22 protein-coding genes are annotated in these 22,690 nt (G+C 43.8%); 8 read left to right on the top strand and 14 right to left on the bottom strand.

Going from position 1 to position 22,690, the window contains the following annotated elements:
• Window positions 1-21 precede the first annotated feature (21 nt).
• The 5 genes from IEY13_RS27640 (at window position 22) to IEY13_RS27620 (ending at window position 3,309) form a co-directional block, all read left to right on the top strand.
• The gene (locus IEY13_RS27640; RefSeq protein ID WP_188958603.1) at window positions 22-594 is read left to right on the top strand and encodes a cytochrome c oxidase subunit 3; all 573 of its coding nucleotides are present in this window, start codon (window positions 22-24) and stop codon (window positions 592-594) included.
• A 33-nt stretch (window positions 595-627) separates the two neighbouring features.
• A complete protein-coding gene (locus IEY13_RS27635; RefSeq protein ID WP_188958602.1) occupies window positions 628-1,299 on the top strand; it encodes a cytochrome c oxidase subunit 3 in 672 nt (223 codons plus the stop codon).
• Window positions 1,300-1,327: 28 nt separating this feature from the next.
• Window positions 1,328-1,804: a cytochrome C oxidase subunit IV family protein gene (locus IEY13_RS27630; RefSeq protein ID WP_188958600.1), complete on the top strand. Its 477-nt coding sequence runs from the start codon at window positions 1,328-1,330 to the stop codon at window positions 1,802-1,804.
• An 89-nt stretch (window positions 1,805-1,893) separates the two neighbouring features.
• On the top strand, window positions 1,894-2,706 hold the full coding sequence (locus IEY13_RS27625) for an SCO family protein (protein WP_188958598.1): 813 nt from the start codon (window positions 1,894-1,896) through the stop codon (window positions 2,704-2,706).
• Window positions 2,707-2,724: 18 nt separating this feature from the next.
• The gene (locus tag IEY13_RS27620; RefSeq protein WP_188958596.1) at window positions 2,725-3,309 is read left to right on the top strand and encodes a DUF420 domain-containing protein; all 585 of its coding nucleotides are present in this window, start codon (window positions 2,725-2,727) and stop codon (window positions 3,307-3,309) included.
• Window positions 3,310-3,318: 9 nt separating this feature from the next.
• Here IEY13_RS27620 and IEY13_RS27615 read toward each other — a convergent pair whose 3' ends face one another.
• The 6 genes from IEY13_RS27615 to trmB are packed head-to-tail and all read right to left on the bottom strand — an operon-like array spanning window position 3,319 to window position 9,431.
• Window positions 3,319-4,866, bottom strand: coding sequence for a DUF6770 family protein (locus IEY13_RS27615; protein ID WP_188958594.1), 1,548 nt, complete (start codon window positions 4,864-4,866; stop codon window positions 3,319-3,321).
• Window positions 4,867-4,874: 8 nt separating this feature from the next.
• Window positions 4,875-6,344, bottom strand: a complete 1,470-nt coding sequence (locus IEY13_RS27610; protein WP_188958593.1) for a M48 family metallopeptidase — start codon at window positions 6,342-6,344, stop codon at window positions 4,875-4,877.
• 4 nt (window positions 6,345-6,348) lie between these two features.
• Window positions 6,349-8,145: a CocE/NonD family hydrolase gene (locus IEY13_RS27605; protein WP_188958591.1), complete on the bottom strand. Its 1,797-nt coding sequence runs from the start codon at window positions 8,143-8,145 to the stop codon at window positions 6,349-6,351.
• 12 nt (window positions 8,146-8,157) lie between these two features.
• Complete coding sequence (locus tag IEY13_RS27600) at window positions 8,158-8,538, bottom strand: MGMT family protein (RefSeq protein WP_229688044.1); 381 nt, start codon at window positions 8,536-8,538, stop codon at window positions 8,158-8,160.
• Between the two features lie 13 nt (window positions 8,539-8,551).
• Window positions 8,552-8,746, bottom strand: coding sequence for a C1orf53 family protein (locus tag IEY13_RS27595; protein ID WP_188958589.1), 195 nt, complete (start codon window positions 8,744-8,746; stop codon window positions 8,552-8,554).
• The gene (gene trmB / locus IEY13_RS27590; RefSeq protein ID WP_188958587.1) at window positions 8,727-9,431 is read right to left on the bottom strand and encodes a tRNA (guanosine(46)-N7)-methyltransferase TrmB; all 705 of its coding nucleotides are present in this window, start codon (window positions 9,429-9,431) and stop codon (window positions 8,727-8,729) included. Before trmB ends, IEY13_RS27595 begins: the two co-directional genes overlap by 20 nt.
• Window positions 9,432-9,549: 118 nt before the next feature.
• Here trmB and IEY13_RS27585 point away from each other — a divergent pair, with 118 nt between their 5' ends.
• The 3 genes from IEY13_RS27585 to trxA all read left to right on the top strand — a co-directional run bounded on the left by IEY13_RS27585 (window position 9,550) and on the right by trxA (window position 12,670).
• Window positions 9,550-10,719 carry a PAS domain S-box protein gene (locus IEY13_RS27585; protein WP_188958585.1) on the top strand — a complete coding sequence of 390 codons (1,170 nt, stop codon included), beginning with the start codon at window positions 9,550-9,552 and terminating at the stop codon, window positions 10,717-10,719.
• 104 nt (window positions 10,720-10,823) lie between these two features.
• On the top strand, window positions 10,824-12,239 hold the full coding sequence (locus tag IEY13_RS27580) for an MBL fold metallo-hydrolase (RefSeq protein WP_188958583.1): 1,416 nt from the start codon (window positions 10,824-10,826) through the stop codon (window positions 12,237-12,239).
• Window positions 12,240-12,373: 134 nt separating this feature from the next.
• Window positions 12,374-12,670, top strand: coding sequence for a thioredoxin (gene trxA / locus IEY13_RS27575; protein ID WP_188958581.1), 297 nt, complete (start codon window positions 12,374-12,376; stop codon window positions 12,668-12,670).
• 51 nt (window positions 12,671-12,721) lie between these two features.
• Here the strand turns inward: trxA and IEY13_RS27570 are convergent, their stop codons facing one another.
• The 8 genes from IEY13_RS27570 to IEY13_RS27535 form a co-directional block, all read right to left on the bottom strand.
• Complete coding sequence (locus IEY13_RS27570; protein ID WP_188958579.1) at window positions 12,722-14,359, bottom strand: STN and carboxypeptidase regulatory-like domain-containing protein; 1,638 nt, start codon at window positions 14,357-14,359, stop codon at window positions 12,722-12,724.
• A complete protein-coding gene (locus IEY13_RS27565) occupies window positions 14,356-15,351 on the bottom strand; it encodes a FecR domain-containing protein (RefSeq protein WP_188958577.1) in 996 nt (331 codons plus the stop codon). Before IEY13_RS27565 ends, IEY13_RS27570 begins: the two co-directional genes overlap by 4 nt.
• A gap of 10 nt (window positions 15,352-15,361) precedes the next feature.
• Window positions 15,362-15,934 carry an RNA polymerase sigma-70 factor gene (locus tag IEY13_RS27560; protein WP_188958575.1) on the bottom strand — a complete coding sequence of 191 codons (573 nt, stop codon included), beginning with the start codon at window positions 15,932-15,934 and terminating at the stop codon, window positions 15,362-15,364.
• A gap of 14 nt (window positions 15,935-15,948) precedes the next feature.
• On the bottom strand, window positions 15,949-18,309 hold the full coding sequence (locus IEY13_RS27555; RefSeq protein WP_188958573.1) for a TonB-dependent receptor: 2,361 nt from the start codon (window positions 18,307-18,309) through the stop codon (window positions 15,949-15,951).
• 138 nt (window positions 18,310-18,447) lie between these two features.
• Entirely contained in the window at window positions 18,448-19,032 is a 585-nt protein-coding gene (locus tag IEY13_RS27550) for a nitroreductase family protein (protein ID WP_188958571.1), read from the bottom strand.
• Window positions 19,033-19,068: 36 nt separating this feature from the next.
• Window positions 19,069-20,376: a UDP-N-acetylglucosamine 1-carboxyvinyltransferase gene (gene murA, locus IEY13_RS27545; RefSeq protein ID WP_188958569.1), complete on the bottom strand. Its 1,308-nt coding sequence runs from the start codon at window positions 20,374-20,376 to the stop codon at window positions 19,069-19,071.
• A gap of 8 nt (window positions 20,377-20,384) precedes the next feature.
• Window positions 20,385-21,146 (bottom strand): DUF4290 domain-containing protein, encoded by a 762-nt coding sequence (locus IEY13_RS27540; RefSeq protein ID WP_188958567.1) that lies wholly within the window; start codon window positions 21,144-21,146, stop codon window positions 20,385-20,387.
• A gap of 35 nt (window positions 21,147-21,181) precedes the next feature.
• The gene (locus tag IEY13_RS27535; protein WP_229688043.1) at window positions 21,182-22,165 is read right to left on the bottom strand and encodes a diacylglycerol/lipid kinase family protein; all 984 of its coding nucleotides are present in this window, start codon (window positions 22,163-22,165) and stop codon (window positions 21,182-21,184) included.
• Window positions 22,166-22,690: the final 525 nt, after the last annotated feature.

The raw sequence follows: 22,690 nt of genomic DNA, 5'->3' as shown, positions 1-22,690 counted from the left end.
ATTAAAGTAGAAGTGATGTATATGAATGCGGTGAGTCCGGAAAGAAACAGAATACACCCCCATAAATTTACGATGTGGGTGGCCATGGGTAGCATCATAATGATGTTTGCCGGTTTAACCAGTGCCTATGTGGTAAAAAGAGCCCAGTCGAACTGGCTGGAGTTTGACCTTCCACCGGTATTCTGGATTTCGACTGTGGTTATTCTCGCCAGCAGTCTTACCATTCACTTATCGCTTAAAGCATTTAAGGCACGGGAAATGCCGCGTTACAGAATGCTGATTACGCTTACTGCGGTGCTGGGTGTTGCTTTTGCCTTATTGCAGTTTGCCGGTTTCAGCGCACTTCATAAAGATGGCATTCAGTTTTTTGGTGCAGGCAGTAACCCTTCTGCTTCTTTTCTGGGCATTATTACCGGGTTACACATTGCCCACGTTCTGGGTGGTGTTATTGCTTTACTGGTAGTTTTTTTAAGAGCATTCAGTATTAAAAACAAGGTTTACACCAGTGTGCCTCTTGAAATTGTGGCTACTTACTGGCACTTTGTTGACTTACTCTGGATATACCTATTTGTATTTTTTAACTCGATCGGATAGATTAAATTTGCGAACGAAATTTCTTTAATTACAATGGCAACAACAGCTACAACTAAAACCAAATGGTGGGCCGGTGGAAGAAGCCCGTTTAACGTGGAGTACGGCAAGGTGATGATGTGGTACTTCCTGATGAGTGATGCCTTTACTTTTGGCGCGTTTCTTATAGCTTACGGCACCACACGTTTTGCCACCAACGGCTGGCCTGACCCCAACCAGGTATTTAATTCTTTTCCTGGATTAGGTTCTGGTTTCCCGCTGTTGTTTGTGAGTTTAATGACCTTTATCCTGATCGTAAGTTCTGTAACCATGGTACTGGCGGTTAAAGCCGGCCAGGAAATGAAGAAGAACGAAGTGGTTAAATACCTGATCTGGACTATAATAGGTGGTATATGCTTCCTGAGCTGTCAGGCATGGGAGTGGGCACATTTACATCATGAAGGTGCATGGTGGGGCAGCAATCCTTTCCCTAACCATGATGGTACGCTGAGCAGCACCAACTTTACCAACTTCTTTTTCACTATTACAGGTTTCCACGGTTTCCACGTTCTTTCCGGCGTTGTTATCAATATTGTAATGCTGATAATGACCCTGAACGATACTTTTGAGAAAAGAGGTCATTACCTGATGATTGAAAAAGCTGGTTTGTACTGGCACTTTGTAGATCTGGTATGGGTATTCGTATTCACCTGTTTCTATCTGATCTAATTTTTGTAAACGCATTAATACTATTGTAATGGAGCATACATCGGAAGTATTACATCACGAAGGACATGGGCATCATGATGCCACAGAAGGTAAAAAGGAAGTTTGGCGTATTACGCTTTACCTGACTATTCTTACGCTGGTTGAATTGGCTATCGGTTATTATATGTACAAGGCTGGTCTGGAGAATGGTTTCTTCAAGAACATGCTGAAAGGCTTAATCGTTGCCTTGATGATGTGGAAGGCGTTTTACATTGTAGGTTACTTTATGCACCTGAAGCATGAGCTGCGTAACTTCGCGTTAACCGTTGTAGTTCCCCTGTTTCTTTTCATCTGGTTTATTATCGCGTTTCTGGCAGATGGTAATTCTTACAATCACCTGAGAAACACATACGACAAAAACCATCAGGAAAGAGCTTCTCTGAAAATGGAGAAGAAAGAGGTTGAGCATGGACACGGGAAAGAGCACCACACCGGTGAAGGGCATACCGGAGAAGAATTGAAATAAGAAGGTATACCAATACTTTCATCTGATATTTTTTGTGACCATCCCGCCTCAAAGCGGGATGTGTTATTTTAACCCCAGTAAGAGAGAGAATGAATAAGAAAGCACTGCTGGCACTGTGTATTGCTATAATGATACCGGTGGTTAGTTATATGATAATGAAGTATGCAAGCACGGATGCGGTGACTATACCCAGACGTTATTTGCTGGATACCACCATTACCCGTGTGGTGAACGGTAAGGAGCAGACTGACAGCATCTGGCACATAACAAAGAATATAAGACTGGCGAATCAACTGGGTGACACTGTTGGCTTGTACGATGTACCCGGGAAGGTAATAGTAGCAGATTTCTTTTTTACCAGCTGTGCTTCTATATGCCCTTCTCTTACAAAGAACATGGCTAAGCTGCAACGTTCTTTTAATAAAGGTGGCGAGTCCAGAAACAAGATAGATACCTCGGTTGTGCAGTTCATGTCTTTTTCCATTGATCCGGAGCGGGATTCTGTATCCAGATTAAAGGCTTATGCTGATCATTTTGGTATTAACCATGATAACTGGTGGATGTTAACAGGTTCGCGCGATTCTATTTACAAGTTTGCTTTTGAAGAACTGAAAGTAGATAAGTTTTCGATGGAGCCAATAGACCCGGACTTTGTGCATACCAGCCGTTTTGTACTGATTGACAGAGATCATGTAGTTAGAGGTTATTATAACGGTCTGGATTCTGCTTCTCTTACTAAACTGGCAAGAGATATTGGTGTACTGATGCTGGAGAAAGATACTATGAAGCCAGGAAAATTACCTTTTGATCCAAAGCTGATGGGGGTATTTCTGGTGATGGCAGTAGTAATTGTGGTGGTGATACTATTGGTGGTAAACAAAAAGAGCAAACAACAATTCTAAGTTTTTATAGCATACGATATGTTACAGGCGAGTATTCAGAAAAATGATAAAAAGGCCGGCTGGCTGATAGGGATATTTTCTTTTGTGGTTTTTGCGGTGGTAGTAGCACTGGGTAAAGTAAAACTGGATGTACAACTGGGGTTTGATGTGCATGTATTTGCACTGTTTAACGCGGTAGTAAATGCGCTGGTTGCCATGCTGCTGATAGCTGCATTGGTAGCTGTAAAAAAGGGTAAATATATAGCGCACAAACAGCTTATGGTAACGGCGCTGGTGTTGTCTGTTGCGTTTTTGGTTTCTTATATTTCGCATAAGCTTTTTGCAGGGGAAGCCCGTTTTGGGGATGCTAATCATGATGGTATTGTAGATGAGGTAGAGAAAGCTGCTGTAGGTGGTTTACGTCTGTTCTACTTTATTATATTATCTACCCATATATTTCTGGCTGCCATTATTCTGCCTTTTATTTTGTTTACGGCTTACCGTGGGTTAACTGCCGAGTTTGGTGCACATAAAAAAATAGCCAGGTATACCTGGCCATTGTGGTTTTATGTAGCGTTAACCGGGCCAATCGTATATATCATGATCAGCCCGTATTACTGCTAGAGCGGAGGATTAGTTAAGCTTCTCCATCCGCATATCTAACTTCTTTTCTTTTTTAAAGTACTCCATAATTACAACATAGCCTTGCTTAGCAGGCTGAACATTCATAGAAGTGGCTTTAGAACTCAGGTTAATCTGATCTGAGCTAAAGCCACTTCCATTATAACGGATAGCGTGGAATACATTGCCTTTAAACTCCTTGCTTCTTTCATAATCGTTGTAGCAAACAGAGAACGAAGTTTTATCCGAATTAGAAAGTGTAAACTCATAATCAAAAGCACCATCTGCCTTCATTAATAAAGCCAGCGTGTGTTGGCTGTTCATGTCAGCCAGCATGGTTGGATAAGTATTAGCGTTTTTATTGTACACCATCGCTTTTGTAATCTTATACCTGGGGTTCAGCTCAAGCATTACCAGATCGGTCACTTTCATTTTGGTATTGCCGCCTCCATTTACGCGTCCGCCCATCATAGAAAGAGCATTTACTGCTATACCTAATCCGTCAGCCACGCGTTTGTAGCCTTCTGCCACGGCAAATACTTTTCCGTCATTGGTTTGAATGATATCGTGGAAGTAGAGGTAACCAATATCTTCCAGTTTACCCTTGCTGGATACATTGAAGAATTTGCTGAGATCACCCGTCCAGGAGTTAAGCGCTTTGGAAACCAGTTTACCGCTGGTAGTATACACGTAAACACCTATTCCCTGGCTGGCATCTTTTAAGATATTCGCATTAGGCTCGTAATAAGACCCCATTACCAGTATGTTTCCGGTTTCTTTCTGGGTAGTCATATTAATAGGAATAAAGGGTTCTTCATTGCCTTTGTTGGTGATATCGAATACCTTTTTGTGGGTATAGAAGTTAATACCAACGATATGGGAGGTAACTTCGCTTTTCTGTTTTTTGGTTACATCCAGCAGTAACAGACCGTCTGTAGCGCCGAGGTAGGTTGCCAGCGCATATTTCTCCTCTTCCTCTGCAGTGTAGCTGAATTGCTTTTTCTTAGCAGACAGGTAGAATTCCAGATGGTAAGTAAAGTGCCCGTCTTCCTTTACAGGGTAAAGGCTTACAAAACCTTCATCTTTCAGATCAAACATGTTTTTATTGTGGCTTTCATCGTCGTTCAGCACCTTGTAGCTTAATGCCAGTCTTCTTTCTGCTTTCTTGTCTATTTCATTGGAGAAACTGGCTACCATTTTACCCGTCATGTCGTACATTTTCATGTCGAGTGTTTTGGTATCGTCATTCTTGAACAGAAAGCCGAGGGTTGCACCATTGTAGGCGGCCTCCAGCAACACTACGTTTTTAGAGTCCTGAAACTTGATGTCTTTTACCTTATTGAGGTTCTGATCCAGAATTTGCAGGGTGTATTCGTTGGTTTTACGGTCTACCTTATCACTCTGATAAAATAGGTAATAGCCTTTAATCTGATCACCCTCTTTAATAGAGCCTGAGTTACGCAGGTAAACAGAATACACATTGTCGATACTGAGTTTGCTCTGGGCAAAACTCTGCCCTAACAGTAACAGAAATACTGCGGCAATAATTGTTTGTTTCATAAATGGTTTTAGTTGAGATTATATTTTTTAGGAGTAAAGGACTTGTTGTAGTATTCTTTCCAGTAGGTGTGTTCCTGTGCTTTGTTGTTTTGCTGCTTGCTTAAAGTAAGGGCAAAAATATAGTCTTCGTTAGATACCAGTTTTTGCTCATACTGTTTCAGAAAGAAGTAGTTAATGCCAGCCATGTCCTCTATATACAGGTTCTGTATAAACTGAAGCAGATTGTTATAGCTGCTGCTGAAGTGTGGTGCAGGCTGTGAGGCGCAGTAACCCAGGCGATGTTGCTTTTGTGCTATATAAAAGGACGCAAGAATTTTTCCGATGGTAGCAATTACATAAGCGTCTGTGCTGTCTTTTTGCAGTAGTTGCAGACAAAAGTACAGGCTTGCAGATAGGTTATTACTATTGGCATAGTGCTCCGCTATTTCATAAGCAAACAGCTTTTGGTACGAGGTAAACTTTTCTTTGCTTACTACATAATCCAGTTTTTCTGCACCTGTGCTGGCTGTTATAGCAGGACTTACTGCTTTGATTCTTATCTGGCAATCCGGGTGCGTTTTTAAAGAGTCTTCCAGTTTTTTATCTGTTTCTAAAGACGCGTGGCCGCCTAACAAACCCTCTTCTTTGGCTGTCCATCTCGGTTGAAAGGGATAGTCATTCCAGGTAAAGGTTTGTTGCAGAAAGGTATTGGTATTGAAATTATCCACATCCACGGTGTCAAGAATACCCAGTACTTCGATAGTTGCTTTTGTATTAAACCGGGTATTCTGTAAAAAAACAACGCCCAGCGAATCGGCTTCCGTTTCATGATCGCGGCTATGCCTGCTGCTGCTGAATGAGAACTGACGGGCTAAATTATCCAGTTGTGTATTGCGCTGATATACGGTAGCATTGAGCCGTTTCAGTTGCTGCTGCATTTCTTTGGAATACATTTTATCTACATAGTTCGCAATACTTTTGTTACTATGGTTCAGATACAGATGTGCCAGTTCGTGGCACAACACAAAAGCCACCTGCGCTTCGCTGTTAAGTTTAGTAAATAAACCCAGGTTAAAAACAATGGTACCATCGCCCATGCTGTAAGCGTTGGGAACGGCTGAACGGGAGAAATAGAAACGGGGAGCCAGATTAACCAGCTGCGCATTTGAGTTAACAATATGGCTGGTGAGCGCATTCAGATATTCCTGTACCTCGGGATTGGTTACAAGCTCTCTGTGTGCTGTCATACTTTTTACTTTCGACAGCCTTTCCTTGTATATTTCAGAGACGTACTTTTTATTTTCTGATTTGAGGGAGGCTACGTCTGATTTATAGCGTTGCTCCACCTGGTTTTCGATTTGAATATAAGCTGTGGTATCATCCTTCAAAGATTTATACGCAGTAGTATTATTCTGTGCTATACTATAGCTGGCGGTAAGCAGCAACACGTATAGTACAGAAAGAGGTTTTCTGTAGCAGAAGGGTTTAAGGGTTTGCATATAGCTAAAGTATATAAATTTCTACATTGGATGGGTGTTTTTTATCGGTGAATAGCTTGATTTCCGCTTTTTTGAAGTCTTGCGCTTCCGCAGTGGGTATGTTTAAAAACTGCTGCGGGTTTCTGTCAACCAATGGAAACCAGCTACTTTGTACCTGAACCATCAGTTTATGATCTTTCAGAAAAGTGTGCGCCATATCGTTAAGCACCAGTTTAACCGGTGTTATTTTTCCGGGTACAAAAGCTTCAGGCTTTTCATAACTGTTTCTGAATTTTCCACGCAGTACCTCTGCCCGTACCAATTGCTGTTTTCCGTCGGGTAAAACATCTATCAGTTTTACTACGAAATCAGCATCTGTGCCGCTGGTGCTTACAAACAGATTGGCAGTAATGGGGCCACATATGGTAACATCTTTCGACAGGGCAGCGCTTGTATAATGCAGCACATCGTTACGTTCAGATGCAAAAGACTGATCTGCCACCATGTATTCATTAATACGGTCGCTGCCTTTGCGGTCAATGTAAGGAACCGGGTTGGCCGGATCTGAAATGTATTTATCGTGAGAGGTGGTTTTAGCTTCCGTTGGCAGTGAATCCAGATTGTTTCCCGCCAGTAAATACCATTTTTGTCTGCGGGTGTTTTTAGGTGGCCACTGGTCAAAGCTTTTCCATTCATTGCTGCCAGTTACAAATACGGTGGCCTCCGCCATATTGAAGGAGCCTTTGTTTTTCAGGTAGTAGTTAAAAAAGTCAAACTCCTGCTGCTGAAACCAGCTGCTGGTATTGCTGCCAAATTGGTAGCCGCCGAATTTACTCCAGTCACCCCGCTCCCATGCACCATGCGTCCACGGACCCATTACCAATCTGTTTTGGTTGCCGGGGCTTTGCTGCTCAATAGCCTCGTAAGTTTTTAAAGCGCCAAACAAGTCTTCTGCATCAAACCAGCCGCCTACTACCAGTACCGCAGGTTTAATGTTTTTCAGGTGCGTGCGTATGTTGCGGGCCTGCCAGTAGGCATCTTTGGTGCTGTGTTGCAGATATTGGTTCCAGATGGTGCTGCGGCCGTGGAAGTACAACTGGTCCAGGTTTTTAATAGGGCCAACGTTCAGGTAAAAGCTATAGGCGTCTTTTATACGTAAGGTATCACAAACAGCAGGATAACGCTGCCAGGTAGTATCACCCCGTGGAGCGTCGAAGTAATTCATAAAGCCAAAGTTATCCATCAGAAAAAAGGCGCCGCGGTGGTTGGCGTCATCCCCTTCAAACTCATCTGTTACGGGTGCCTGTGGGGAAACTGCTTTTATAGCAGGGTGTGCATCTGGCAGGGAGGCAGTGGCATAAAAGCCGGGGTAGGATATGCCATACAACCCCACTTTGCCATTGTTATGGCTGATGTTATGTAGCAACCATTCTATGGTATCGTAGGTATCACTGCTTTCATCCACGTCGGCCTTTGATTTCTTCTGCGGAATAAAAGGCGTCATTTCCCGAAACTTGCCTTCGCTCATATATCTGCCTCGTACATCCTGATATACATAGATGTATTTTTCTTTAGAGAACAGTCCGTTAGGCCCAAACCGGCGGGGAATTTTTGTTTCACCGTAAGGATTGCAGGAATAGGGCGTACGTTGAATAAGGATAGGATAGGCAGTGGTGTCGTCTTTAGGCGTGTAAATAGCGGTATACAGTTTTACTCCGTCGCGCATAGTAATCATGCGCTCCTGCTTGGTATATTCACTGCTTTGTGCGCCGGCAGTGGTTACTATACTTACCAACACACACAGCGTAAAGTATTTTCTCATATGTAAAACAGGTTATAATGTTAGTTCTGTTGCGGGATCCCAGTAACGTTCTTTAAAATTCTGAATAATATCGTCTTTCACAATCACGCCTTCTTTTTCCAGTTTCTCCTGCATCAGTGAAGGTGGATTGAAATGAACTTTGGCAGAAAGCATTCCATTTCTGTTCACCACCCGGTGTGCAGGTATTTTAGGCTTTGCACGATCGGCGCTGAAAAGTGCCCAGCCCACCATACGGGCCGATAGTCCGGTACCCAGATACCGGGCTATCGCGCCGTAAGAAGTAACCCGCCCTTTGGGTATCGTTCTTACCACAGACCATACATCTTCAAAAAAGGAATATTGTTTCGGCTCTTTTGCCGGCAATGTTGTTTTGGGAGGTGTTGCTTTTTTCACCAACTAAAGATAATTATTTGGATGCTTTTTCCCGCTTTTGCAACAGCTCACTACGCCTGGGTTCGGGCACTTTTTCGTAATGATAGGGGCAATGCAGGCAACCGTTTCCACAGCAATTTCCTCTTTTCAGATGAAAAGCACTGGTAAGTACCATCAGCCCTTCTTCATTAAAGTAGAAATCAACGTGTTCAATCAGCTTCTGTGTCATTAAACATAGCTTTTAAGGCATCATCCTTCTCTTCCGGAAGTTCGGCAGGCAGTCTGAATTTTAAATAGTGTACACGGTTACTCTGGGCTATATCCAAACTTTCGTAATGCGTTTTTATTTGCAGTTCATTGGTATAGTTGCCATTGCGGTAAACATCATCATCGTCAGCCAGCTTTTCCAAGCCGTACATTTCAATGACTGTTTTAGTAAAATGGTACAGATTGGGGCTATCCGTTTTAAGGTTTATAAAACCACCGGGCGCCAGAAAACGCTGGTATAACCGCAGAAATTTGGGGTGGGTCAGTCGTTTTTTAATACGAGACAGGCGTAGTTGCGGATCGGGGAAGGTAATCCAGATTTCTTCCACTTCTCCCGGAATAAAATACTGGTCTATTTTATCAATCTGCGACCGTACAAAACCCACATTGGTTAATTCTTCTGCCAGGGCGGTTTTGGCTCCGCGCCAGATTCGGTTACCTTTCACGTCTACCCCAATAAAATTGCGCCGAGGGTACATTCTGCCCAGTCCAACGGCATATTCACCTTTACCACAAGCCAGTTCCAGCGTAATGGGATGGTTGTTTTTGAAAAACTCATTCCATTTCCCTTTCATGTCTTCGGGATATTCCAGCACGTTATCAAACGTTTTTATTTCGGCAAACCGTATTAATTTCTTTTGACCCATAGCCGGCAAAGATACACCAGTTCAGCTTTGTTCATTTTATACACAGCAGCGGGCCTTGCATTATTTGCACTTTTTTTGTAACATTATGTATTCCACTTTTAGTAATTAACTCCTGCCAATGAAAAGGTACCCGTTTCGCGTTGCCATCATGTATTTTTTAGCTGTCAGTACCTGGATAGTGGTTTCAGATCTGGCGCTTGAAAAGATGGATGCATACACCCTAAAAAACACGCAGCTGTTTAAAGGGCTGCTTTTTACAGTGGTAACATCTGTTATTCTGTATGTGGTAGCCTACTCCAATTATCAGCGCATTCTCCGCAAAGAGCTGGATTACAAGCGAATGTTTGAAGGTAGCCCGCATCCCATTCTTATTTATGATATTGAAACCCTGCGTTTGCTGAAGGTGAACCAGGCATTTATGCAACGGTATGAATACAGCGAAAAGGAAGCGGAAAAGCTGGAGATTATGGAGTTGTGCCTACCTGAGGATAAACTGGTGGCGCTGGATTTTGTAAGAAAGGTAGCCAGTAAACCGTTTTCGGAAAGTGGAACCTGGAAACAGATTACTAAAACGGGTAAGGTGTTTTATGCAAATATTACCTCGCATGCCACCGTTTTCAAAACCCGGAAGGCGAGAATTATCATCATTACAGATATTGATGAGCAGATGCGGGCGCAAAATGCCATTCGCTCATCTGAAAAGAAATTAAAGTCGCTCATCGACAATACACCCGATATCATTTTCATGGTGGATATCAAAATGAATCTCGTAACCTACAATGCGGCTTTCGAGGCTATTTACAATATGTCTTTTCCGGAACGTAATGGGTTACGTACTCCCATGCCTATGCAGGAAATACCGGCTACCATGTTTGGGGAAAAATGGCTGGAAAACATCCGGCAGTCTATGCAGGGACAAACCATACGCGAAGAGGATATGTATGTGGTGCCTACTACCGGGCGGGAAATATGCCTGGATATTGTAATGAACCCTATTTATGATGTAAACGACCAGCTGATAGGCGTTGGTTGTATTTCACGGGATATCAGCGAGCGTAAGAAAACCGAAGAACAGATGACCAAACAGCTGAGCCAGCTGCGGGAAATTGCCTGGATACAATCGCACGAATTACGTCAGCCACTCACCAATATTATGGGGCTGGCCTCTCTGATAGAAGCAGATGCAGAAGACCCCAAAGAGATAAAAAGCCATGTTTCGCTTTTACACCAGGCCTGCGAAAAACTGGACGATGTAGTGCGGGGTATTGTTAAAAAAATACGCGGATAGTTAAAAATTTGTTTTTGGGGGAGTTATGTGACAAAAGTCACCAAAGATTTCAATGTCTGAAAGCAACTTTGGAACAGATAATCACAGAGATAAAGTACCCTAATATGAAAATTGAACAGATCTATACCGGATGTCTGGCACATGGCGCGTATTATATTCAGGACGGAGATGAAGCAGTTGTAATTGATCCCTTACGTGAAACAAGACCCTACTCTGCCCGCGCAGCTCTGAACGGTGCTAAACTGAAGTACATTTTCGAAACCCATTTTCATGCAGATTTTGTTTCAGGTCATATTGATCTGGCCAGAGAAACCGGAGCAACCATTGTGTTCGGGCCTACTGCGCAGCCGGCATTTGAAGCACACGTTGGTGCAGACAACGAAAAATTTAAAGTGGGTGAGGTTACTATTACCCTTTTACATACTCCCGGTCATACCATGGAATCTGCCTGCTACCTACTGACAGATAAAAATGGTGTGGATGTGGCACTTTTTTCAGGCGATACCCTGTTTATTGGTGATGTGGGCCGTCCTGATCTGGCACAGAAGTTTGCCGGTAAAACACAGAACGAATTGGCTGGTATTCTTTTCCACTCTTTGCGCGATAAAATTATGCCGCTAAGTGATGAAATAGTGGTGTATCCTGCTCATGGCGCCGGCTCTGCCTGCGGTAAAAACATGAGTAAAGAAACTTCTGACACCCTGGGCTTACAAAAGCAAAGAAACTATGCACTGCGTGCAGATATGACGGAAGAGGAGTTTATTAAAGAGGTTACTACCGGCTTAATGCCTCCTCCGGCGTATTTTCCGGTGAACGTAATGATGAACAAAACCGGCTATGAAAGCTTTACCAATGTTATCAAAAACGGTACACGCCCTTTAAGCCCCGAGGAATTTGAAGCCGTTGCTAACGAAACAGGCGCCCTTTTACTGGACACCCGCAGGGCACAGGCTTTCGCAAAAGGATTTATTCCCAATTCTATCAATATAGGTATAGACGGAAGCTTCGCCCCCTGGGTTGGTGCGCTTATCCTGGATATGAAACATCCTGTTTTGCTGATTACCGATGAAGGCAGAGCAGAAGAAACTGTTACCCGTTTATCCCGTGTAGGTTACGACAATGCTATCGGCTTTCTGGATGGTGGCATGCATGCCTGGATTGACGCTGGTAAAGAAATTGATACTATCCAGACTATTAATGCCAGCGACTTTTACGATGTTAAGATATCGCAGCCTATTAATATTCTTGATGTAAGAAAGAAAAGCGAGTACGATGCGGAGCATATTAAAATTGCGAAGAACATGCCGCTGGATTATATCAATAACACCATGGAAGCAGTTGATCCTAATGAAACCTACTACGTGCATTGCGCCGGTGGTTACCGTTCTATGATATTCATTTCTATTCTTAAAGCAAGAGGTTATAATAACCTGATTGATGTGCAGGGTGGTATGAGTGCTATTAAGGATACCAACAAGTTTTCGCTTACGGATTATGTGAAGCCTATTACCATGCTGTAATGCATGGGTAAGCGTTGTTAGCCGTTTTGGAGCAAGTGTTGCGTTATTGCTGGTGCGGTTTGTTTTTGGCACGTTCTTTTGGGCTGAAATGAGATACGTTAGAAGTGAATACTTAACCTGAAAACTGATTTTGTATGGCAACGTTTACAGAGGTGATTAACAGCGATAAACCTGTACTGGTTGATTTTTTTGCAGAGTGGTGCGGCCCCTGCAAAATGATGAAACCCATTCTGGACGAACTGAAAGCCAAAGTGGGTGACAATGCTACTATTATAAAAGTGGATGTAGATAAAAATCCGGCCGCTGCCAATGCCTACCAGATTCAGGGTGTTCCTACGCTGATACTGTTTAAAAACGGGCAGGTAAAGTGGAGGCAAAGCGGCGTAGTACCTGCAAACAATCTGGAACAGATTATTAAACAGCACGCGTGAGTACAAAGAATATAAACCAGAAAAGGGAGCCCTTAACGGGCTCCTTTGCTTTTAAAACAATTGTATACCTGCCTGCCATCCCAACCAGCCCGATGTTCCGTTAGAGGAAAACAGAGAATGATCCGGTGCTATGTTGCCGTAGCCTTTAGACGGTGCTTTTACATCACCCACATATAATACCGGGCCTGCATACAGGTTTAGCTTTTTATTTATCATCCATTGCAGTGCCGGGCGGTAACTGTAAATCTCCTGCCATCTACCGTTATACAGGTGCTGATTGGCCAGCTCCTGTATAAAACTTACTTTTTTACTAACCGGAATTTCAGTTCCTAATGCGTAACCATAGCCATACACCTTTCTGCCGTTACCCATGCTGGCACCACCCATAATAAGACTGTACAGTTTTTTGCTACCCGCTTTATAGGCAAAGTTTACATCCAGCAAAGAGCTGTTATGTACCAGCATTTTGTGGTATCCGTTTTTGGTAATGGTAAGTAAAGCCAGGCTGTAACCGGAGAGGGTGTCAGACAAATTCACCAGCCCCACCTGAAAGCCTTTCATATGGCGGGTACGGTTGAGAATGCCGGCTACCTGAAAACCATTCATTTCACCCTTTACTATATTGGCTATACCCGCCACCTGAAAGCCGGTAAAATTACTGTCCGTAATATTGGCAATGCCCGCTACCTGCATCCCTTTTACCGGGCCGGTGGTGTTAACAATGCCACCTACCTGTAAGCCAACAACAGAATCTACCACATGGTTATTAATACCTGCTACCTGCATGCCGGTCATTTTTCTGCCAACGGTATTGCTCAGGCCGGCTACCTGTACATAGCTGGCGTCTTTTTTATTAATATTAAACAGGCCTGCTATTTCTAATCCTTTGGTACCTGCTGTATATCCACCCAGCAGATTAAAGGAAAACTTATTTACCACCTGTGTACTCATATTACCATGCGTGCCCAAGCCAGGGGTGAGTGAAAACTGAACAGGCTTGTCTGCAAAAAAGTTACGCAGGTTCAGGCTTTGTATGCTCTGGGCCGGGGTAATGAATAACTGCGCCATCCATCCTTTTTCTATTTTAGAACGGATAACCAGCGGACTTAACTCAGCACTTACCGGTTTTATGGCTATGGATAACTGATTATCCTGACCAGGGTGAATGGTAACGGAAGTATCTGCATAGGCAATACGGCTGATGCTGATATCAATAGTGGGCGGGTACTTATACTTCTCCTTCAGCCGCAACCGGAAAAAGCCTTCTTCGTTAGTAATAGTACCTACCAGATGTGTTTGCTCGTATACACTGGCATTGTTTATTTTTTCACCGGTTACTGCATCCTGTACATAGCCACTGATATACCAGGTAGTGGTGTTTACCGGAAAATCTGCTTTCTGTAATATCAGGTAATTGCCGGAAGGGGTGTACTGTAGTGTTTCATTAAACAATACGTCCAGTATCTGCTTCACCGTTTTATTTTTTAAAGACAACGTAATAAGACTGTCCGTTTTTATAAGCGTGCTGTTGTAAGAGAAAACAAACCGCCCTTGTTTGCTGATGGTATCCAGCACTTTGCCCAGTGGCTGATTATGGGCCTGTACGGTTACAGGCAGCTGCAACATAGATTGTGCGGCTGTTTGGCTGCTTACTAGTAACAGCAGCCCCAGTATATATCGGAAGATCATTTTAGTATTATTTGATTGTTTTGCTTCAGCACCTGTATGTTGAAGGTTTTGCTAATGATGGACAACACAGTGTCAAGCGATTCCTGGTTAAAAGTGGTAGTTAACGGGAGGTTGGCGATGGCGCTATTGCTTATGATAATATCAGCGCTATAGGCTTCATTTAATACATCAACCAGTTGATACAGTGGTGTGTGTTCACAAACAAACTGCCCGGTGCGATAGTAATTGTGCAGCGCACTGCTATCCTGCTGTTTATTCAGCTGTCTGCCGGTTTTTGTTACAATGGCTTTTTCTTTTTTTACCAGCTGAACGGTCTGCTGGTTATAGGTAACCTGTACAGAGCCCGTTTCAACAATTACTTCGGTTGCTTTGCTGCTGCTTTTAACGTTAAAAGAGGTACCGGTTACTTTTATATGCACATCACCGGCGTTAATAATAAAGGGTTTGTTTCTGTCCGGAGCTATATCAAAAAATGCTTCACCTTCCAGTTGCACTTCCCGGGTAGCGTTGGTGAGGAATGTTTTGGCATAACGTATCCTGGCATTTTTATTCAGGGTAACAATAGAACCATCAGGCAAGGTGTCGGATAGTACATTGTTGTTAGCCATCAGCTGCTGTGTATTGCTTCCCGGCCAGTTGTTGAGTAAAAGCAACCAACTGCCTACAGCCAGTATGGCAATGGCAGCAGCGGCGGCAATGAAAAGCCTGCGGCGCGATTGTTTAACAGGCAACGTGCGAACCGCAGCAGTTTCAAAACCACCGGCTGCTTTCTTTTGCTGAAAACGTTTCCATGCCTCTTCTTCGTTAACGGTGCTTTTGGCTTGCAGCTGCTTGCTTTGCTGCCATATGGTTTCCAGCTGCAGATAGTATTGTTGGTTGGCTGTGTTTTCATGCAGCCATTGTTGTACCTGCTGTTGTTCTTCCGGCGTTGCTTCACCCAGCATGTATTTTACCAGCAGTATATCGGTTTGTTCATTCATTTCTGTGTTCATAAAGCAGGTATTAACGGTACAACAAAATGGTGAGCATAATTGCCAGAAAATCGGCCAGTTTAAGACGAAGTAATTTAAGCGCCTTACCCATCTGGGCTTCTACTGTTTTAATAGATAACCCCAGCTGATCGGCAATTTCCCGGTACTTCAGTTCTTCATACCGGCTGAGTTGAAATATAGTGCGGCATTGTTCCGGAAGATCGTTCAGGGCCTGCCTTATCTGTTGTTCCAGTTCCCTGCCTGCCAGCTTTTCTCCTGCACTGTGTTCGTAGTTGTTCTGCTGCTGTTGCATGGCATATGTTTGATGTTTACTTTTAATGGTGTGGTGTTTCAGGTAGTTAAGGCTTTCGTTATGTACAGCCCTGTACAGATAAGCCTTTACAGAAGTATGAACATCCATTTGTTCTTTCTTCTCCCATAACTTATAAAAAACCTGTTGTACCATTTCTTCGGCAACTGCTTCGCTGTTGAGTATGGTAAAAGCATAGGAGTGTAGGCTTTTAAAGTAGGTTCTAAAAAGCTGTTCAAACGCCTGTTCATCCTGCGCCTTTACCATTTGTATTACACCGGAACTCAATTCCATGAATGCTGCTGTTTTTAATGAAACTGAATTTTATAGCTCAAATTAGGAAAAAGCCCCAGCTGGTTCATTCTTTTCTGCTCACCGGTTCTTGCATCAAAATAGTAGCGGTAAAAGTTTTCCCGGTTAGTGATATTCTGAATTTCCAGCGTTAAGGTGTGTGTTGATCTCTTTTTGTCTTTGCGATAATAGGCATTCCAGTCCATACGGAAATAGCCGGGTCCTCTTTCACTAAAATAGCTGCCGGGAACGTATTCTTCTTTTCCGGATTGCATAGAAGCTGCCACATCAATTACAGAGTTTTTAATACCACCACTGGACAACACCTTGCCACTGATGCCTATGGTTTTGTTGCTGTTACGCAGCTGCCATTCTTTACCCCAGATAATGTTGAGGGAGTAGTTGCGGGCAAACCGGGTATCGTATTCTTTACCATAGAAATCAGTGAATTTAGACTGGTAAACAGACAGGGCAGAGATGATGTAGTAATTACGGGCAAATGGCTTTTCCAGGCTAAAGTCAACACCATAGTTTCTGCCTTTACCGGTGCTTACCAGTGCGTTTTTATCAATCAGATCGTACATATCCAGCATGTTTACAGTAGAAAACCCATTCTTTCCATCCTGCTCCACAGGTACATGGTACAGGTGCTGGTAATAAAGTTCTGCTTTGGCAGTAAGGTTTAAGCGGGTAAAGGTGTGTTCATACCCTGCTACGAGATGTACAGCACGCGTCATATCCAGATTTTTGTTGGGCTGGGTATGCTTATCGTTCTCTCCGGAGTTTTGAAACATATAGGTAGAAATATGCTGGGGCTTGCTGTGCATACCGGCTGCCAGGCTAAACACATCATTACCCGTAGTATAACTGGCAGAGAGGCGCGGCTCCAGGCTTTGCTTTTTATTCAGGGCCAGGTAACTGTTGTGCAGGCCTGTGTTTATAGTAAGCCGGTTGGTAAGGCGATACTTCCACTGAATATAGCTCTGATAAAACTGTGTGCTTCCACTTCCCTGTAATACCTGTTTCCACTGCTGCTCTTCCAGATCATAATAGCGGTTAGAGGCATCGTACCGTAACTCCTGGGCTATAATACCTGCCCTTATGGTATTACGTGGATCTATTTTGTAGTTATAGAAGGAGGAAACGCGGAAAGCTTTATCGGCAGAATGTTCCGTACCGCTGGGTACACGTGCGTATCCGGCAGCAGGGTTTAAGGTGTCCAGCTCCTGACCATACCGGTAGTAGGAAGCAGATATCACGGTTTTGATATAAGCATTGCGGTGCAGGAAGAACTGATGTGACAAACCTATTACGCCTGTTTTGGAATTACCATCTGCATACACATTCCGCTTATCATAGCTGTTCCATTTGGTGCTGTCTTTTTCCGGATCATTAATATAGCTGTCGTACCCACCCAAACCAAACAGGGTAAAGGTGCCTGCTTTGCGGGTATTCCATTTAAACTTAAAAGACAAATCCTGGTATTTAGGTGCCTGCTCCAGACCAATAAAGTTTTTAAGCAGAGCCAGTGTGCTGTAACGATAGTTAATGAGGTAAGAAGCTGTTTTGCTTTTATTCAGCGGCCCTTCAGCACCCAACTCCACACCCAGAAAGCCTACCTGTGCGGTGTATTCTCTTTTGTCTTTATTGCCATCGCGGTAATTAATATCAAACACGGCAGAAGTAGCATTACCCATATCGGCCGGAAAGGCGCCGGTGTAAAAATCTGATTTACCTATTACATTACTGCTGAACATACTTATGGGGCCACCGGTGGAACCAAGCGTAGCAAAGTGGTTAGGCGTGGGTATTTCAATGCCTTCCAGTTTCCACAATACGCCCTGCGGAGAGTTACCCCTTACCAGTATTTCATTGCTACCGTCGAACCCCGCGCTTACACCCGGAAAGTTCATAATCATACGCGCAGGGTCAGAGAAGGCGGCGGGGTAACGTTTGGTTTCTTCCATGCTAAACGAGCGGGCGCTTACGGCCGCAAACTCGTTCAATGGTTTTCTTCCGTTACGGCCAGATTGTACGGTAACGGCAGTAAGGTTTTTAAATCCTTCGCGTAGCAGTACGTTTTGTTCCAGTTCTTTACCGGAAACTATTACTATATCAGATAGGGTTTGCAGTTCATAACCGGCAATAGAATATTGAATACTATATCTGCCGGTAGGTAAACCGGCAATATGATAAGTACCTGTACTGTCTGTAACGGCACGAATATTACCGGGCGAAAACACAATGGTAACACCACTCAGCGGCTGTTGAGATTCTGCGTCTGTTACACGGCCTTTGACTGACTGCTTAAAGGATTGCGCATACGCTATCTGCATCAGCAGACATGCGGTTATCAGAGATAATTTTATCAATTTCATGGTTGTAGTCTTTTGTCAAAACCGGCCGGTTTATGATAAGACAACAACCTGTTTATTTACCCTTACGCCCGAAAAAGAAAAATCCCATAAGAACACATTCTTACGGGATTTTTATATGATAGTGTGTTGATAGCTAACCTAGGAAAACCATTGTATTTTTTGCTCCAGCGGGGTATTGCGTTGGCCGGGTTTACCGGTTTCGCTGCTGTAACCCATGTATAACAGGCCCATAACAGTATCTTCTTCACCCAGTTCAAAATACTGCTTCATGGCGGGCTTCAGCGTCATACCGCCGGTGCTCCATAAAACAGAAATACCTCTTGCTTCCGCACCCAGCAGTACGTTCTGTACGGCGCAGGCAGTGGCTGCTATTTCTTCCAGTACCGGAATATTGGGGTTGCTGCCACGCTTCATGTATACTGCTATAATGTGCGACAGGTTGTTACCCATATTGGTAAGGTTATCAAATGTACCCTGCGCAAAACGCTCTGCGGGGGTATTTTCTTTATACAGGTTGGCATGGTCGGCACAAAAGCGGGCTACTGCTTCGCCTGAGTACACCACAAAACGCCATGGCTCTGTGCGGGCATGGGTAGGTGCCCAGTCTGCCAGCTCCAGTAATTCATGTATTTCGTTATCAGCTATTTTCTGTCCGTTCATCACAGCGGGTTTTACGCTGCGGCGGTTTTTTACCAGTTCTTCCAGTATTGTCGTCTTTTCCATGCTTATCTCTGTTGGTACGGTGTGTAATTACAATTACTAAGGGATTCTTCTTATTTCTGCTCCCAGTGCATTTAATCGCTGGTCAATGTATTGGTAACCGCGATCAATCTGCTCAATATTCTGGATAATGCTGTTGCCTTCTGCACTCAGGGCGGCAATCAACAACGCCTGGCCGGCGCGTATATCCGGGCTGCTCATGGTAATGCCACGGAGTGGGTGTTTACGTCCCAGCCCAATTACGGTGGCACGGTGCGGATCGCACAGAATAATCTGAGCGCCCATATCTATCAGTTTGTCTACAAAAAACAAACGGCTTTCAAACATCTTCTGGTGAATCAATACACTGCCTACTGCCTGGGTGGCAACTACCAGCATAATGCTGATTAAATCCGGGGTAAAGCCTGGCCAGGGGTGATCATAAACGGTAAGTACGGAACCATCCAGGAAAGTGGTGATTTCATATTTATCCTGAGCGGGAATATGAATATCATCGCCTTTAATTTCCAGCTGAATACCCAGCTGACGAAACTTTTCAGGAATAACGCCCAGGTGTTCAATGCCTGCTCCCTGAATCAGAATATCGCTCTGCGTCATAGCAGCCATACCAATAAAGCTACCCACCTCAATCATATCCGGTAAAATGCGATGGGTAGTTCCACCCAGTGCATCTACGCCCTTAATGGTAAGCATGTTACTGCCTATGCCGGTTATGTTAGCGCCCATGCTGTTTAACATGCGGCATAACTGCTGCACATAAGGTTCGCAGGCGGCGTTGTAAATGGTAGTGGTGCCTTCTGCCATTACGGCTGCCATTACAATATTGGCGGTGCCGGTAACGGAAGGCTCGTCTAAAAGCATATAAGTGCCTTTTAAACGGGGTGTGGTTAACTGAAAAAAGCCCTGCTCATCATGATAATCAAAACGGGCTCCCAGTTTTTCAAAGCCAATAATGTGCGTATCCAGTCTGCGGCGACCAATTTTATCACCACCCGGTTTGGGAATAAATGCCTTTTTAAAGCGGGCCAGCATAGGGCCGGCTATCATAACACTTCCGCGCAAACGGCCACCTTTCTGGCGAAAATCGTCTGAGGAAAGATATTCAACATTTACTGCGTCGGCGGTAAAAATGCAGGTACTTCTGGTGGGGCGCTGCACTTTTACACCCATATCCTGCAACAGTTCAATCAGCAGATTAACATCGAGGATGTCGGGAATATTTTCAATGGTAACGGGTTCGGGGGTTAGTAGTACTGCAGATATAATCTGGAGCGCCTCGTTTTTGGCACCCTGGGGCACAATGGTACCCTGCAGCTTTTTGCCGCCCTTTACTTCAAATGAAGCCATATAGGAGTTTACTTAAATCTCTTCTTGAAATTCTGGTTGTTGTTACGGTTGCCGCCGTTACCACCCTGGTTGTTGCGGTTGTTACCTCCGTTGTTACGGTTGTTGCCGTTACCCTGGTTGCGGTTTCCACCATTACCCTGGTTACGGTTGTTGCCACCACCTTTAAAGTTCTGTTGCTGTCTGCCACCACCGCGGGTATTGGTGCGGTAATCATCCCGGTCAAAGGCGGGAGCGCGGTGTTTAATGTACGGTGTATTGCTGAATTCCAGTTGGCCACCGGTAATCTCATCCATTTCCTGGCGTATAGCATCGTCGTGTACCAGTTCTTTATGCCAGTTGCTGTAAGCCAGCTTCATGTAATAAGCCACTGCGTTGGCAAATCCTGCTTTTTTCTCCGGATCTTCTTCCTTCAGTGCTTTCTCCACCACACTTTCCAGGTTTTTACCCAGGTGAGAGTATTTGGGATAGCGTTTAGGATAAGGCAGCGGATCGGGCTTGGCCTTGTAAGTGTCCTTTTGAGGTATAGGATAAGGACTATCTACATCTAATTTAAAATCGCTGATAAAAAACAAATGATCCCAGAGCATGTGTCTGAAATCTTCCACGTTCTTCAGATGTGGGTTTAAAAGCCCCATCAGTTCAATCACCACTTTCGTCTGTTGCTGACGCTCTTCCCTGTTTTCAAGAGATAACAGGTATTCTACCATTTTCTGTATATGACGGCCGTATTCGCGCATCACCAGGTAATTCCGGGTAGTATTATATTCCATTAAATAACTTGCTTATAGTAACAAATGTAGTGAATTTATGCCATGCTGCGTATCAGGTGAAAACAGCGTGGTATTATCTCAATTTTCAATTCTTCCATGGTTTCCCGTGGTTCACCATCAATGTGTAAAGGTGCCAGTTTCAGGTTTTTGATGGTTAGCGAGGGTGTTTGAAAGTATAATATGTTTTTATTAGACATGTCTTCTACCAGCTGCTGCAGTTTATTATTGCCGCGTATCTGCCTCAGAATAGCAAAAGGCAGCTTTGCCTTATTCATTTTCTGCACAATTACAATATCCAGCAATCCATCCTGCAAATCTGCCGCCGGGGCAATAGTAAAGTTGTTACCAAACTGGTTGCTGTTGGCTACGCTGATAAAAAACGCATCTGAAAAAAAGGAGAAGTTCTCCAGCACTACTTCAAACTGATAAGGATGTGCCTTAAAATAGTTGAGCAGGCTTTGCTGGGTATAGGTAAACAGCCCGCGTGAATGTTTTGCCGCAAAATCATGCGCCACCTGTGCATCAAAGCCCAGGCCTGTAAGCATACACGAAAACTGGTCATTTACCATAAAAGCATCTACCGGCATAGCGGTGCCCGATAAAATGAGTTCAAAAGCTTCTTTAGGCTTTTTAGGTATACCGGCGGAGTAGGCAAGGCCATTACCACTTCCAAAAGGGATAATACCAAAACGTACCGGTAAGTGGCGCAGCGCGCTAATTACCTGGTTAACGGTTCCATCGCCACCAATAATTACAATATCTGTGATAAACTCGTCACGTATTTTATCAATCAGAAAATCGTAGTTACCTGTAGAATTAGTGGGTACTATTTCATAAGTGAGATTACGCTGATCGCTGATGTTCTTTAATAGCCGTACAAATGCCTCTTTTTTAGAGGTGCCGGATACTGGGTTTACAAGATAGATGAACCTTCTTTTCACACTGTTGAGTACGGTGCCACTTTTGGTTGAAATGATATTCAATGTTTCTACCGGTGGCAACTCTGCTGAATATTCCATTACACGTATTAATCGTTAGAAAAATGAACAGGCAAAGTAAACAATAATATTACCAAAAACGGCATCATACGTTTAACTCTGGCGTTTAATTAACGAATGAGGAGGTTTATTGTTGCAGCTTTAACATTTTTTAGCAGCCTGTGGTTAATAACACCAAAGTTATCTTCTTAAAGGCGTGTCTGATGTTGGCAGCTTAAAAATAGTTTAGCTACGATATATGGGGAAAGGATGGAGCAGAAAATGACAGGCAATGGCGGTTTAGGTGTCATGCGTTTAAAAAATGGGCTTTCTGCTTACAAAGTGTGGTGTTTAACTACATGTAAACCACCTTTGCCACGGCTCATCCGTACGAACGAGCCGCCGTCTAGCACAGACGGGCGGCCCGTCAGTAACGAAAGTAATAGCAGGGATATTTTGTATGGGGAAATAGATTTGAAGCTGCCGCTGTTATCTTTTATACTGCATTCAAGGTGGCCTTATGCCTGTTACAGGGGCGATTAACGATAAAATAAACTAAAAGATACG

The sequence above is a fragment of the Filimonas zeae genome (genome assembly GCF_014641615.1).
Taxonomy (GTDB): domain Bacteria; phylum Bacteroidota; class Bacteroidia; order Chitinophagales; family Chitinophagaceae; genus Filimonas; species Filimonas zeae.
This window is presented reverse-complemented; position numbering and strand designations above follow the sequence as displayed.

Coding starts and splice junctions, on each gene's coding strand:
- IEY13_RS27640 (WP_188958603.1), top strand. CDS start 22: ATGAATGCGGTGAGTCCGGAAAGAAACAGAATACACCCCCATAAATTT.
- IEY13_RS27635 (WP_188958602.1), top strand. CDS start 628: ATGGCAACAACAGCTACAACTAAAACCAAATGGTGGGCCGGTGGAAGA.
- IEY13_RS27630 (WP_188958600.1), top strand. CDS start 1,328: ATGGAGCATACATCGGAAGTATTACATCACGAAGGACATGGGCATCAT.
- IEY13_RS27625 (WP_188958598.1), top strand. CDS start 1,894: ATGAATAAGAAAGCACTGCTGGCACTGTGTATTGCTATAATGATACCG.
- IEY13_RS27620 (WP_188958596.1), top strand. CDS start 2,725: ATGTTACAGGCGAGTATTCAGAAAAATGATAAAAAGGCCGGCTGGCTG.
- IEY13_RS27615 (WP_188958594.1), bottom strand. CDS start 4,866: ATGAAACAAACAATTATTGCCGCAGTATTTCTGTTACTGTTAGGGCAG.
- IEY13_RS27610 (WP_188958593.1), bottom strand. CDS start 6,344: ATGCAAACCCTTAAACCCTTCTGCTACAGAAAACCTCTTTCTGTACTA.
- IEY13_RS27605 (WP_188958591.1), bottom strand. CDS start 8,145: ATGAGAAAATACTTTACGCTGTGTGTGTTGGTAAGTATAGTAACCACT.
- IEY13_RS27595 (WP_188958589.1), bottom strand. CDS start 8,746: ATGACACAGAAGCTGATTGAACACGTTGATTTCTACTTTAATGAAGAA.
- trmB (WP_188958587.1), bottom strand. CDS start 9,431: ATGGGTCAAAAGAAATTAATACGGTTTGCCGAAATAAAAACGTTTGAT.
- IEY13_RS27585 (WP_188958585.1), top strand. CDS start 9,550: ATGAAAAGGTACCCGTTTCGCGTTGCCATCATGTATTTTTTAGCTGTC.
- IEY13_RS27580 (WP_188958583.1), top strand. CDS start 10,824: ATGAAAATTGAACAGATCTATACCGGATGTCTGGCACATGGCGCGTAT.
- trxA (WP_188958581.1), top strand. CDS start 12,374: ATGGCAACGTTTACAGAGGTGATTAACAGCGATAAACCTGTACTGGTT.
- IEY13_RS27570 (WP_188958579.1), bottom strand. CDS start 14,359: ATGATCTTCCGATATATACTGGGGCTGCTGTTACTAGTAAGCAGCCAA.
- IEY13_RS27565 (WP_188958577.1), bottom strand. CDS start 15,351: ATGAACACAGAAATGAATGAACAAACCGATATACTGCTGGTAAAATAC.
- IEY13_RS27560 (WP_188958575.1), bottom strand. CDS start 15,934: ATGGAATTGAGTTCCGGTGTAATACAAATGGTAAAGGCGCAGGATGAA.
- IEY13_RS27555 (WP_188958573.1), bottom strand. CDS start 18,309: ATGAAATTGATAAAATTATCTCTGATAACCGCATGTCTGCTGATGCAG.
- IEY13_RS27550 (WP_188958571.1), bottom strand. CDS start 19,032: ATGGAAAAGACGACAATACTGGAAGAACTGGTAAAAAACCGCCGCAGC.
- murA (WP_188958569.1), bottom strand. CDS start 20,376: ATGGCTTCATTTGAAGTAAAGGGCGGCAAAAAGCTGCAGGGTACCATT.
- IEY13_RS27540 (WP_188958567.1), bottom strand. CDS start 21,146: ATGGAATATAATACTACCCGGAATTACCTGGTGATGCGCGAATACGGC.
- IEY13_RS27535 (WP_229688043.1), bottom strand. CDS start 22,165: ATGGAATATTCAGCAGAGTTGCCACCGGTAGAAACATTGAATATCATT.